The following is a 12,492-nucleotide window of genomic DNA, read 5'->3' as shown; positions in this document are numbered from 1 at the left end:
CGCCGCGTTCGGAGACGGCTCAGAGCGGCCGGCGCCGAAGGAGTTCGACCAACCCGACCGGCAGGAACGCCGGCCGTCGGGGCTGCCCCACCTGGTAGGGCAGATATCCCAGCGAGCCGGCGACCTGCACCTCCTGGGCCGTCTCCGCCTGGTAGACGACGCGGCACCGCCCCGAGCCGGCCTTCGCGCGCTGCCACAGGGCGGGCGCGGGCTTGCGCTCCGCGTCGGTGCGCGGGGTGAGGATCCGGTCGCCGAAGTCGCCCCAGGCGAAGGGCGCGGAGTCCCGCCAGGCGGTGTCGACCTCCTTCTTCAGTCTGGCGGCACGCTCGGCGTCGGTCGCGCCCCACGAGGGCGGGACGTTGGTGATCAGACCGGTACGGATGTGGCGCAGGCGCAGGGAGCGCAGATAGGCGGCCGCGCCGGGCTGGTAGCCGATGCTGCCGTCGTCGGCGGTGTGGACGAGGGTCTCGCCCAGGTCGAACCAGACGACGGGGCAGGCACGCGCGGGACCCGTGGGCGCGCCCGCCCGCACGTCCGTGGGCGCTGCCGCGCTCATGGCCGTGCAGAGCACGGTGGACGCCAGGGCCGCACCGAGCGCGAGGCCCGCTCGGCGGCCCCGGCCGGTGGAGGTGGATCGGTTCATGGCGTCGTCACCCTTCGTTTTCGTCCAGTGCGTACTACGAGGATGCGCGATTGTCCGGTCCATGACACATAAAGACGCGAATTCGCTGGGGCGCTTCCACCGGGACTCCGGTGTGGCTCCGTCCGTGTGCTCCGTGTGCTCCGGGTCCTCCGTGAGTGCGTGCCCCAGCCTCAGACGAGCTCGGGCTGCGGTCCCGCCACGAGCGCCGGCGCGGCCTTCGGCTCCCACTCCCTGGTGGTCCGCAGATACCCGTAGACCACCGAGGCCAGCGCCAGAAGGAGGAGGGGCCCGAACACCCACGGATGCGCGGCCATCCGCATCGGCAGCCAGCGGTACGACACGAGGAGCGCGGCGAAGACCGCCGTGCCGTAGGCGACCAGCTGGACGCCGGACCGGTCCCAGCCGCGGTCGAAGGTCCTCAGCCCGGCCTCGACGGTGAGCGCGAAGACCAGACCGGCGACGAGGTCCACGCCGTAGTGGTAGCCGAACCCGAGGGTGGCCGTGAGCGTGGCCACCAGCCAGAACGTCCCCGCGTACCGCATCGGCCTGGGGGCGTTGCGGGAGTGGATGAAGATCGCGGTGGCCCACGCGGTGTGCAGGCTGGGCATGCAGTTGCGCGGGGTGAGGCCGTCGTACAGCACGGGGTGCGGGGCGGTGATCGGCGCGGGGGTGTGCGGCCACAGGTTGGCCACCGCCCACTCCACACCGCCGGTGCCGGAGGCGCCCGGTCCGTAGGCGAAGACCGGCCCGACCACCGGGAAGACCATGTAGACGGCCGGCCCGAGGAGGCCGATCACCAGGAAGGTGCGCACCAGGTGGTGGCGGGGGAAGCGGCGCTCGGCGGCCACGTTGCGCAGCTGGTACACCGCGACGACGATCGCGGCCACCGCGAGCTCGCCGTAGACGAAGTGGAGGAGATGCGAGCCGACCGAGCCGGTGGCCTCGACGGCCCGGCCCACCAGCCACGACGGGCTGCCCAGCGCGTGGTCGGCCATGGCCACGTACGGGTCGAGCACCTTCGGGCGGCTCTTCGACGTGATGAACAGCCAGGCGTCACCGGTCTTGCGTCCGGCCACCAGCAGCAGCCCCAGGCCGACACCCTTGAGCAGCAGGACGCGTTCCGGCCCGGTCCGCCGCGTGAGCGCGAAGACCGCGCAGCCCAGCATGACCCACAACGCGCCGTTGCCGAACAAGTGCCCCTCGGGCACCTCGGCCCCCGCGGCCCACCGCCCCAGGACGAAGAGGACGTCGATCCCGATGGCGGCTCCGAGCGCGATGAACCGCTGCCGCCAGGTGAGCACCACCATCATCAACGCGAGCCCGCCGTAGAGCGGCCCCGGCTTGGGCGGGAAGAGCACTTCCCGCGCCTGAACGGTGACCGGCCCCGCCTCACCGTAGTGACGCGACACGACCTCCACGGCGAGGAGGAACCCGAGGGTGATCACACCCGCCACGGCCCACAGGACCACGCGCGGCCGGCGCCAGGGGTGCCTGGGGTCGGACGTGGAGCTGCGGTCTATTCGCGAGGACATCTGCGAGATTATAGGTATCAACGGTTCGGCCGACTTTGCTGGTGCTGACGGTGGGGCGCCACCCTCCCCACGGGGCGGATGAGCCGCGGGCTGGTCGCGGGGTCGATCATCCCACCGGGGCGGCGGGCGGTTACCGCCGGTCTCGCCGATCGAAGACGACGTACGGGCTCACACGCCTGCCCCGTGGTCGCCGTTGCACACCCACGACCTCCTCTTCGCGACCTGGGCGACTTCGGACTCACCCTGTGCCGGGCCAGCCCCAGGAGGAAAGAGCGGCACCCCGTGATCGCGATGCCCTTCTCCCGACGATCAAGGCACTCCCGCTCGCGGCTACAGCCAGTCCCGCCGCTTGAAGATGAAGTACAGGCTCACGCATACGGCCGCCATCAGCAGGATCGCGAAGGGGTAGCCGGCTGCCCACTTCAGTTCCGGCATGGTCTCGAAGTTCATGCCGTAGATGGTCCCGACCAGGGTCGGGGCGAACAGGATCGCCGCCCACGACGAGATCTTCTTGATCTCCTCGTTCTGCTCGAAGCCCGCCTCCGCCAGTGCCCGCATCTCCGCGTTCTGCTGCTGGGTCACCAGGGTCGCGTTGACCGTGAGGATCTCGGTGAGGGCCTGGCGGAAGCCGTCGACGCGTTCGCTGGTGTGGGTGACGTGGTCGGCCACGTCGCGGAGGTAGCGCTGGAGTTCCTCGTCCGTGCGGTACTTGGCGAAGCCCGCCATCAGGCCGTGGAGCATGCCGACCAGGGGGCGCGTGGCGCGCTGGAACTCCACCATCTCGCGGGAGAGTTCGTAGATGCGGCGGGACACCTCCGGGTCGCCCCGGAAGACCTCCGTCTCGATCTCGTCGATGTCGTTCTGGACACCGGAGACGACCGGGGCGTACCCGTCCACCACCGCGTCCAGGATCGCGTACAGCACCGCCTCCGGGCCCAGGGCCAGCAGCTCGGGGGTCTCCTCCATACGGCGCCGTACCGCCGAGAGGTCGGGGGCGGCGCCGTGGCGGACGGTGATGAGGAAGTCGCGGCCGATGAAGACGTGCAGCTCGCCGAAGTCGACCTCCTCCGGCGCGTCCAGATAGCGGGCCGCGCGCAGCACCACGAAGAGGGTCTCGCCGTACCGTTCCAGCTTGGGGCGCTGGTGGGCCTCCAGCGCGTCCTCGACCGCCAGCGGGTGCAGGTCGAACTCCTCGGCCAGGGAGTGCAGTTCGGACTCCGACGGGCGGTGCAGGCCGATCCACGCCATGCCGTCGGGGGTCTCGCGCAGCCGGCGGAAGGTCTCCGCGAGGGTGTCGGGGGACGAGACCCGGCGGCCGTCCCGGTACAGCGCCGAATCCACCACGCTGCGGTGGTCGTTCCGTACGGGACCGGCGGCCGCCGGAGCCGGGGGTGCCGGGGGTGCCGGGGGCGGTGCGGCCGGGGCGCTCGGTGGCGGGGGCGGCCGGCGCCGCCAGGCGTGCTTCCTGCGGGGTGCGGAGCCCTCCGGGCCCCGTCCCCGGCCGGGAGGCTCGGAGGCTGCGGAAGGCGCGGGCCTGTCCAGGCGCCTTCCCCTCTGCGGCGCGTCGGACCTTTCCGGGTCCTTTCCCCGGTCGGTCATGGCCCCACCTCCCGCACCGTCCGCCGCCCGAACCGTCTCGTCCTGTCTCGCCCTGCCCGTCCCGGTGCAGAATATACGGACTAAATGGCGCAGGCTTGGCGTTTCGGACACCCACGCGGATGCCATCGGGGCGCGCCACATCGCGCCCATCGCCCCTACCGCGCCCATTGCGGACAGGATCTGTCCTCCATACGCGCTAGCGTGCCCCTATGGCCGCACCCACCACCCTCCGTGCCCTCAACCGCGCCACCCTCGACCGCCAGCACCTCCTGCGCCGCACCTCCGCGCTCACGCCGAAGGACGCCGTCGCACATCTCGTCGGGCTCCAGGCGCAGAACGTGAAGCCGCCCTACTTCGGCCTCTGGTCCCGTCTCGACGGGTTCCGGCCCGAGCAGCTCTCCGCGCTCATCGAGTCCCGCGAGCTCGTACGGATCGTGACCCTGCGCTCCACCATCCACCTCCACACCGCCGACGACGTGCTCACCCTGCGCCCGCTCGTCCAGGCGGCCCGCGACCGCGAGCTCAAGCAGTTCCGGGGGCAGCTGGAGGGTGTGGACCTGGAGCGGCTCGCCGGGATCGCGCGGGCGCTGGTCGAGGAGCGGCCGTACACCATGAAGGAGCTGCGGGACGTCCTCGGTCGGGAGTGGCCCGACGCCACGCCCACCGCGCTCTCCCTCGCCGCGCGCTGTGTGCTGCCGCTCGTGCAGGTCACCCCGCGCGGGCTGTGGGGCCGCAGCGGGCAGGTCGCGCTCACCACCGCCGAGCACTGGCTGGGGCGGGCGCCGGGGCCGGTCCCGGCGCCCGACGACACCGTGCTGCGCTATCTCGCCGCCTTCGGGCCCGCCTCCGTCCAGGACATGCAGACCTGGGCGGGCCTGACCCGCCTGGGCGAGGTCTTCGACCGGCTGCGGCCCCGGCTCCTCACCTTCCGCGACGAGAACGGCGTCGAGCTCTTCGACCTCCCGGACGCGCCCCGCCCCGACGAGGACACCCCGGCCCCGCCGCGCTTCCTGCCCGAGTTCGACAACCTGCTGCTGTCGCACGCCGACCGTACGCGGGTGATCCCGGCCGCGTACTGGGGGCGTACCTGGAAGGGCAGCCAGGCCTTTCCCACCCTGCTCGTGGACGGCTTCCTCGCCGGGGTGTGGCGCCTGGAGGAGAAGCCGAAGGAGGGGCGTGCCGTGCTCACCGTCCAGCCGTTCGGGAGGCTGGGGCGGGCCCGGCGCGCCGAGGTGGCCGAGGAGGGCGAACGGCTCCTCGCCGCGATGACCCCCGCCGGCCTCACCTCGTACGACGTCCGCTTCGAGGAGGAAGGGGAGGCAGGGAAGGAGGGGAGGAGGTGACGGGTGGTCCCCGGTTGCCTCCCCCCTGCGTCCGCGAGGCAGGCGTCAGTTGACGAGAGCCGGGGCGGCCGTGACAGCCGTCCCGACGGGAGCCACTGCGCTCGTCGCGCTCGTCGCGCGCCCCGCATCGCCCATGTGCAGGTGGGGGTCCCAGCCGCCCCGGCGCGGGCAGGGCTGGCCGATCGGTTCGGTGCGTATGGCGGCCGGCGACGGGGCCGTCATGTGCGGGTCGACCGTCACCGTGGTCACGCCGAGCGGCGCCGCCAGTGAGCGCAGCGCGGGCTCCGCCAGCCGGATCCAGCGCTGGCCGGGCCCGAGCACCGCGTACAGCCGCTCGGGACTGGTGAAGCCGACGGCGGTCCGTACGCCCAGCGGGGTGCGCCAGAACCGCAGCTGGCGTCCTCCGGCGGAGCCGAGCCGGACCGGCACGTACAGCGGCGCCGCCGGGCGGCGTTCGTCGGGGTCGGCTTCGTCGAGGGTGAGGGTGTCCATGGTGGTGTCCTCCGGTGGGGAAGTGCGGAGCCGGTCCGCGCGGGCCGGGTCCGTGCGGGGCGAGCCGCGCGGTCCGGGGCCGTGCGGCGCGGTGCGCCGTCGCGCCGCTGTGCGCGACGCGCTTCGACGTTATGCCCGCCCGGGCCGCCGGAGGCCGTCTCCTGACGCCATGTTGACCCCGTTCCGGCTGAATTTGACGGCTTCCTGGCACGCCTCATCCGCAGCGCGTCTCCCTCGTTCGGGTTGGGGTCGGGCGGGTGGGTGTGGGGGAGGGGGCGCCGATCCACCGGGGTCCCCACCGGTCCCCGGGGGAGGGCGGAATGGCGCGCGGGCTTCCCCCGCACCCCTCGGCGGGGGTAAAGAGGCCTGGTCACGCACCGCACGGTGGTAGAGCGTGGCCAGGCAACGAGGAGGGCACATGGACGCACGTGGCGCCACGGAGGAGTTCCGGGCCGCACGGGACTTCCTGCTGGAGCACCGGGAGGACTACGCGACGGCCTGCCGGGGCTTCACCTGGCCGCGCCCCGAGCGGTTCAACTGGGCGCTCGACTGGTTCGACGTCATCGCCGAGGGCAACGCCGCCACCGCGCTGCACATCGTCGAGGAGGACGGCAGCGAGACCACCCTCTCGTACGCCGAGATGTCCCTGCGCTCCGACCAGGTGGCCAACTGGTTGCGCGACCGGGGCGTCCGCGCCGGGGACCGGGTCCTCGTGATGCTCGGGAACCAGCAGGAACTGTGGATGACGGCGCTGGCCGCGATGAAGCTGCGGGCCGTCGTCATCCCCGCCACCCCGCTGCTGGGCCCCGCCGACCTGCGGGACCGGATCGAACGGGGGCGCGCCCGGCAGGTGGTCGTACGGGCCGAGGACACCGTCAAGTTCGCCGACGTGCCGGGGGAGTACACCCGGATCGCCGTGAAGCCGCGCGGCGCCGACCCGGTTCCCGGATGGCTGGACTTCGACGACGCGTTCGGGACGCGGGCGCGGTTCGAGCCGGACGGGGACACCCTGGCCGACGACCCGCTGATGCTCTACTTCACCTCCGGCACCACGGCCCGCCCCAAGCTCGTCGAGCACACCCATGTCTCGTATCCCGTCGGCCACTTGGCGACGATGTACTGGATCGGGCTGAAGCCCGGCGACGTGCATCTGAACATCTCCTCGCCCGGTTGGGCCAAGCACGCCTGGTCGAACCTCTTCGCCCCGTGGAACGCCGAGGCCACCGTCTTCATCCACAACTACACGCGCTTCGACGCGGCCCGGCTCATGGCGGCGATGGACCGGGCGGGCGTCACCAGCTTCTGTGCGCCGCCCACGGTGTGGCGGATGCTGATCCAGGCGGACCTGAGCGCGCTGCGGAACCCGCCCCGCGAGGTCGTCGCGGCCGGGGAGCCGCTCAACCCGGAGGTCATCGAGACGGTCCGGCGCGTCTGGGGCCGGGTCATCCGCGACGGCTTCGGGCAGACCGAGACGGCCGTGCAGGTGGCCAACACCCCGGGCCAGCCCCTCAAGACCGGGTCGATGGGCCGCCCGAGCCCCGGCTACCGGGTGGAACTCCTGGACCCGGTGACCGGCGAGCCCGGCGCGGTCGAGGGCGAGATCGCCCTCGACCTCTCGGCCCGCCCGGTCGGGCTGATGACCGGCTACCACGGCGACCCGGAGCGTACGGCCGAGGCGATGGCCGGCGGCTACTACCGCACCGGCGACATCGGTTCCCGCGACGAGGACGGCTACATCACCTACGTGGGCCGCGCCGACGACGTCTTCAAGGCCTCCGACTACAAGATCAGCCCCTTCGAGCTGGAGAGCGCGCTCCTGGAGCACGAGGCGGTGGCGGAGGCGGCCGTCGTGCCCGCGCCGGATCCGCTGCGGCTCGCCGTGCCCAAGGCGTACGTCGTGCTGGCGGCGGGCTGGGAGCCCGGCCCGGACACCGCGAAGGTGCTGTTCGCGCACTCGCGCGCGGTCCTCGCCCCGTACAAGCGCATCCGCCGCATCGAGTTCGGCGAGCTGCCCAAGACGGTCTCCGGCAAGATCCGCCGCATCGAGCTGCGCGAGGCGACGGCGGCGGGCTCGACGGCCGAGTACGACGAGGGGGACCTGCGATGACCGCGCTCTCGTACGCCCACGGCACCAGCGGAACCCCGCTGCTCGGCGACACGATCGGGGCCGGTCTGGACCGGGCCGTCGCCGCCTGGCCGGACCGCGAGGCGCTGGTCGACGTGGAGTCCGGGCGGCGCTGGACGTACACGGAGCTCGCCGCGGCCGTCGACGAGCTGGCGCGCGGACTGCTCGGCAGCGGGGTCGCCCGGGGCGACCGGGTGGGCATCTGGGCGGTGAACTGCCCCGAGTGGGTGCTCACGCAGTACGCCACGGCGCGGATCGGCGCCGTCATGGTGAACGTCAACCCGGCGTACCGGGCGCACGAACTCGCATACGTCCTGAAGCAGGCCGGGATCTCGCTGCTGGTCGCCTCGCGGGCGCACCGCTCCAGCGACTACCGGGCGCTGGTGGAGCAGGCGCGTCCGGAGTGCCCCGGGCTGCGGGCGGTGCACTACATCGGGGACGCGTCCTGGGACGCGCTGACGGCGGCGGGGGCCTCGGTGACGCAAGGTCAACTGGCGGCGCGCGCCGCCGAGTTGTCGTGCGACGACCCCATCAACATCCAGTACACCTCGGGGACCACCGGCTTCCCCAAGGGGGCGACGCTCTCCCACCACAACATCCTCAACAACGGCTACTTCGTCGGGGAGCTGCTTTCCTACGGCGAGCAGGACCGGATCTGTGTGCCGGTGCCCTTCTACCACTGCTTCGGCATGGTCATGGGCAACCTCGCGGCCGTCTCGCACGGCGCCTGCGTGGTGATCCCGGCGCCGTCCTTCGACCCGGCGGCGACGCTGCGGGCGGTGGAACGGGAGCGGTGCACCTCCTTGTACGGGGTGCCGACGATGTTCATCGCGGAGCTCAACCTGCCGGACTTCGGCTCGTACGACCTGTCCTCGCTGCGTACCGGGATCATGGCGGGATCGCCGTGCCCGGTCGAGGTGATGAAGCGGGTCGTCACCGAGATGAACATGGCGGAGGTGTCCATCTGCTACGGCATGACGGAGACGTCCCCGGTGTCCACGCAGACTCGCGTCGAGGACGACCTGGAGCGCAGGACCGGCACGGTGGGGCGGGTGCTGCCGCACATCGAGGTGAAGGTGGTGGACCCGGTCACCGGCGTCACGGTGCCGCGCGGCGAGGCGGGCGAGCTGTGCACCCGCGGCTACAGCGTGATGCTCGGCTACTGGGACGAGCCCGGGCGGACCGCCGAGGCGATCGACGCGGGGCGGTGGATGCACACCGGGGACCTCGCGGTGATGCGCGAGGACGGGTACGTCCGGATCGTCGGCCGCATCAAGGACATGATCATCCGGGGTGGCGAGAACGTCTATCCGCGCGAGATCGAGGAGTTCCTCCACGCCCACCCGAAGATCGCGGACGTCCAGGTCGTGGGCGTGCCCGACGAGAGGTACGGCGAGGAGATCCTCGCGTGCGTGATCCCCCACGACCCGGCGGACCCGCCCTCGCTTGAGGAGATCGCGGAGTTCTGCCGCGACCGCCTGGCGCACTACAAGGTGCCGCGGCGGCTGCGGATCCTGGCGGAGTTCCCGATGACGGTGAGCGGCAAGGTGCGGAAGGTGGAGCTGAGGGAGGGGTACGGGCAGTAGCGCGGTGCGCCGGGCCCCCGTCCCGCCGTCGGTCGCGGGGGCACGAGGGGCGGCGGGGGCCCGGCGGCTCCCGCTGCCACCGGCTCAGGGGCCCGTCGCCACCAGCTCGTCCGCCGCGTCGTTGACCGGCTGGGGCGTGCCCGTCAGATCCATCACGAACAACGGCAGGGACAGCTCGTCGCCGCGGGCGCGGGCGTCCTTGGTGTATCCGGCTAGCGAGAAGTAGACGCCGGTGCAGGAGGTGCTCAGCGCGTTCAGCCACAGGCACTCGACCGCCCGCAGCGACGCCGGGCGCGTGGTCGGGTCGACCTGGGCGACCAGGCCGGGGCCGCGCAGATCGATCCCGGAGGCGGGGCGTGCCTCGGACTGCAGGACGTCGCGGAAGCCGAGCCACTTCAGATAGAGCGCGGCGGCCGTCACCGCGTCCCTCGCGGTACGGATCGTCACCGGCCGGAACGCCGGGCGCGGGGGAGCGGCGGTCGGCGGGACCGGGATGTGCAGGGGCAGTGGGGCGGGCGGGGCGCTGACCGGCTGGACCGGGATCCGCAGCACCGCGCCGCACGAGCACCCGAGCTCCGGCTGCGGCCACTGGTCCTGGCGCCCGCACGCCTCGCAGCGCACGACCACCCAGTCGTCGCTCCAGGTGCGGTGGGTGATCGGCTCGACCGCGCCTCCGCGCTGGAGCGGCGGGACGAGCGGGGCGCCGCAGGGGCAGGGGTAGGTGGTCGCGGCGTACCGGTGCTCGCGGCGGCAGACGGGGCAGCGCACCCCCAGGGTCTCGCGGCCGAGGCCGCCGCGGGGGTGGCCGGAGTCGGCGGGGCCGCCGGGATAGCCGGAGCCGTCCGCGCCGCCGCCGTACCCACCACCACCGCTGCCGTACCCGCCCCCACCGCCGCCGAGGTGTCCGGGCCCGCCGGAGCCTTCCGCGCGCCCGCCGTGGGGCATTCCGCCGCGTCCGCCGTGCCGCTCCCCGCCGCCCGGTCCCTGTCGGCCGGCTCCGCCGGTCCCCTCGATATCCATGTCGTCCACCCCGTGCTCGCCGCCCGTCCGGTCCATCGTCCCCCACCCGCGCCCGCCCCGGAGGCGAACGCGGGGATCCCTTGACGCGCCTGCGCACGCCCCCTATGTTACTTCCATATAGCAGAACTAAACTTCCGCATTACGGAATCACGGCTCTCAGGTGGCGCGACAGAGCCCGATCCGCCAGGCCGAAGCAGGAGCACTCCATGCCTCGTATGACCGCTGCCCGAGCGGCAGTTGAGATCCTCAAGCGCGAGGGCGTCACCAACGCGTTCGGCGTGCCGGGCGCGGCGATCAACCCCTTCTACGCGGCCCTCAAGGCCGGCGGCGGCATCACGCACACGCTGGCCCGCCACGTCGAGGGCGCGTCCCACATGGCCGAGGGGTACACCCGGGCCGACGCGGGGAACATCGGCGTCTGCATCGGTACGTCCGGGCCCGCCGGCACCGACATGATCACCGGTCTCTACTCCGCGATCGCCGACTCGATCCCGATCCTCTGCATCACGGGCCAGGCGCCGGTCGCCAAACTCCACAAGGAGGACTTCCAGGCGGTCGACATCGCGAGCATCGCGAAGCCGGTCACCAAGGCCGCCACCACCGTCCTGGAGGCCGCCCAGGTCCCGGGCGTGTTCCAGCAGGCCTTCCACCTGATGCGCTCGGGCCGCCCCGGCCCGGTCCTCATCGACCTGCCGATCGACGTCCAGCTCACCGAGATCGACTTCGACCCCGAGACGTACGAGCCGCTGCCGGTCTACAAGCCGTCCGCGACCCGCGCCCAGATCGAGAAGGCCATCGGGCTCCTGCTGGAGTCCGAGCGCCCGCTGATCGTCGCGGGCGGCGGCGTCATCAACGCCGACGCCGCCGACCTGCTCGTCGAGTTCGCCGAGCTCACCGGTACGCCCGTCGTCCCGACCCTGATGGGCTGGGGCATCCTCGCCGACGACCACGAGCTGAACGCCGGCATGGTGGGCCTGCAGACCTCGCACCGCTACGGCAACGCGAACTTCCTGGAGTCCGACTTCGTCCTCGGCATCGGCAACCGCTGGGCCAACCGGCACACCGGCGAGCTGGACGTCTACACCCAGGGCCGGAAGTTCGTCCACGTCGACATCGAGCCGACCCAGATCGGGCGGATCTTCGCGCCGGACTACGGCATCGCCTCCGACGCCAAGGCCGCGCTGACCCTCTTCGTCGAGGTGGCCAAGGAGCTGAGGGCCGCGGGCAGGCTCCCCGACCGCAGCGCCTGGGCGGCCTCCACGCAGGAGCGCAAGGCGCGGCTTCAGCGCCGCACGCACTTCGACAACGTCCCGCTGAAGCCGCAGCGCGTGTACGAGGAGATGAACCGCGCCTTCGGCCCCGAGACCCGGTACGTCACCACCATCGGCCTCTCCCAGATCGCCGGCGCGCAGATGCTGCACGTCTACCGGCCGCGCCACTGGATCAACTGCGGCCAGGCCGGTCCGCTCGGCTGGACGATCCCGGCCGCGCTCGGCGTCGCGACAGCGTCCCCCGAGACCCCCGTCGTCGCCCTCTCCGGCGACTACGACTTCCAGTTCATGCTGGAGGAGCTGGCGGTCGGCGCGCAGCACAACATCCCGTACGTCCACGTCCTCGTGAACAACTCCTACCTGGGCCTGATCCGCCAGGCCCAGCGCGGCCTGGACATCAACTTCCAGGTCAACCTGGAGTTCGAGAACATCAACTCCCCGGAGCTGGGCGTCTACGGCGTCGACCACGTCAAGGTCGTCGAGGGCCTGGGCTGCAAGGCGATCCGCGTGACGGAGCCGGACCAGTTGCTGCCGGCCTTCGAGGAGGCCAAGAAGCTGGCCGCGGAGTACCGCGTCCCGGTCGTCGTCGAGGCGATCCTGGAACGGGTGACGAACATCTCGATGGGCGTCAGGATCGACGCGATCAACGAGTTCGAGGAACTGGCCACCGAGCCGGGCCACGCCCCGACGGCGGTCCGCCCCCTCCAGGTCTCATAAGGCCTGCTGAACCAAGGGCTCCGGTGCTTCCCGTGGGGGGTGGCGCCGGGGCCTTTCGGCGTTCACTCTTTCGGGTCCGTCCCGCGGCGTTCCACGGCTCCCGGCCCAATCGTGTCGAATCCGAGACGAGTGGAGGCAGGTGGTACGGGCCGGGACGGCGCATA

9 protein-coding genes are annotated in these 12,492 nt (G+C 72.3%); 4 read left to right on the top strand and 5 right to left on the bottom strand.

The genetic code is table 11. From position 1 onward, the window contains the following. Positions 1-19: 19 nt before the first annotated feature. The 3 genes from AC069K_RS18320 to AC069K_RS18310 form a co-directional block, all read right to left on the bottom strand. Positions 20-643, bottom strand: a complete 624-nt coding sequence (locus AC069K_RS18320; protein WP_478617348.1) for a hypothetical protein — start codon at positions 641-643, stop codon at positions 20-22. A 170-nt stretch (positions 644-813) separates the two neighbouring features. Next, entirely contained in the window at positions 814-2,175 is a 1,362-nt protein-coding gene (locus tag AC069K_RS18315) for a phosphatase PAP2 family protein (RefSeq protein WP_478617345.1), read from the bottom strand. A gap of 330 nt (positions 2,176-2,505) precedes the next feature. After that, positions 2,506-3,519 (bottom strand): magnesium and cobalt transport protein CorA, encoded by a 1,014-nt coding sequence (locus AC069K_RS18310; protein ID WP_478617342.1) that lies wholly within the window; start codon positions 3,517-3,519, stop codon positions 2,506-2,508. A gap of 464 nt (positions 3,520-3,983) precedes the next feature. On the opposite strand from AC069K_RS18310, the gene AC069K_RS18305 reads away from it, so the two are divergent. Further along, positions 3,984-5,117 carry a winged helix DNA-binding domain-containing protein gene (locus AC069K_RS18305; protein WP_478617339.1) on the top strand — a complete coding sequence of 378 codons (1,134 nt, stop codon included), beginning with the start codon at positions 3,984-3,986 and terminating at the stop codon, positions 5,115-5,117. Positions 5,118-5,162: 45 nt separating this feature from the next. Here AC069K_RS18305 and AC069K_RS18300 read toward each other — a convergent pair whose 3' ends face one another. Further along, entirely contained in the window at positions 5,163-5,609 is a 447-nt protein-coding gene (locus tag AC069K_RS18300; RefSeq protein WP_478617336.1) for an SAV_915 family protein, read from the bottom strand. Between the two features lie 418 nt (positions 5,610-6,027). Here AC069K_RS18300 and AC069K_RS18295 point away from each other — a divergent pair, with 418 nt between their 5' ends. Together AC069K_RS18295 and AC069K_RS18290 are read left to right on the top strand one after the other, a co-directional pair. Continuing rightward, the gene (locus AC069K_RS18295; RefSeq protein WP_478617333.1) at positions 6,028-7,716 is read left to right on the top strand and encodes an AMP-binding protein; all 1,689 of its coding nucleotides are present in this window, start codon (positions 6,028-6,030) and stop codon (positions 7,714-7,716) included. Further along, positions 7,713-9,320: an AMP-binding protein gene (locus AC069K_RS18290; protein ID WP_478617330.1), complete on the top strand. Its 1,608-nt coding sequence runs from the start codon at positions 7,713-7,715 to the stop codon at positions 9,318-9,320. Before AC069K_RS18295 ends, AC069K_RS18290 begins: the two co-directional genes overlap by 4 nt. A gap of 84 nt (positions 9,321-9,404) precedes the next feature. On the opposite strand, the gene AC069K_RS18285 is transcribed toward AC069K_RS18290, so the two are convergent. Next, a complete protein-coding gene (locus tag AC069K_RS18285; RefSeq protein WP_478617499.1) occupies positions 9,405-10,088 on the bottom strand; it encodes a hypothetical protein in 684 nt (227 codons plus the stop codon). A gap of 458 nt (positions 10,089-10,546) precedes the next feature. On the opposite strand from AC069K_RS18285, the gene gcl reads away from it, so the two are divergent. Beyond that, positions 10,547-12,328, top strand: a complete 1,782-nt coding sequence (gene gcl / locus AC069K_RS18280; protein WP_478617327.1) for a glyoxylate carboligase — start codon at positions 10,547-10,549, stop codon at positions 12,326-12,328. Positions 12,329-12,492 lie beyond the last annotated feature (164 nt).

It is taken from the genome of Streptomyces sp. NPDC043908, assembly GCF_056435525.1.
The sequence above is the reverse complement of the archived record's forward strand: the minus strand, read 5'-3'. Positions and strand labels throughout refer to the sequence as shown.

What these genes read in the sequence shown, in the direction of transcription:
- AC069K_RS18320 (WP_478617348.1), bottom strand. Translation starts at nt 643, where the DNA reads ATGAACCGATCCACCTCCACCGGCCGGGGCCGCCGAGCGGGCCTCGCG.
- AC069K_RS18315 (WP_478617345.1), bottom strand. Translation starts at nt 2,175, where the DNA reads ATGTCCTCGCGAATAGACCGCAGCTCCACGTCCGACCCCAGGCACCCC.
- AC069K_RS18305 (WP_478617339.1), top strand. Translation starts at nt 3,984, where the DNA reads ATGGCCGCACCCACCACCCTCCGTGCCCTCAACCGCGCCACCCTCGAC.
- AC069K_RS18300 (WP_478617336.1), bottom strand. Translation starts at nt 5,609, where the DNA reads ATGGACACCCTCACCCTCGACGAAGCCGACCCCGACGAACGCCGCCCG.
- AC069K_RS18295 (WP_478617333.1), top strand. Translation starts at nt 6,028, where the DNA reads ATGGACGCACGTGGCGCCACGGAGGAGTTCCGGGCCGCACGGGACTTC.
- AC069K_RS18290 (WP_478617330.1), top strand. Translation starts at nt 7,713, where the DNA reads ATGACCGCGCTCTCGTACGCCCACGGCACCAGCGGAACCCCGCTGCTC.
- gcl (WP_478617327.1), top strand. Translation starts at nt 10,547, where the DNA reads ATGCCTCGTATGACCGCTGCCCGAGCGGCAGTTGAGATCCTCAAGCGC.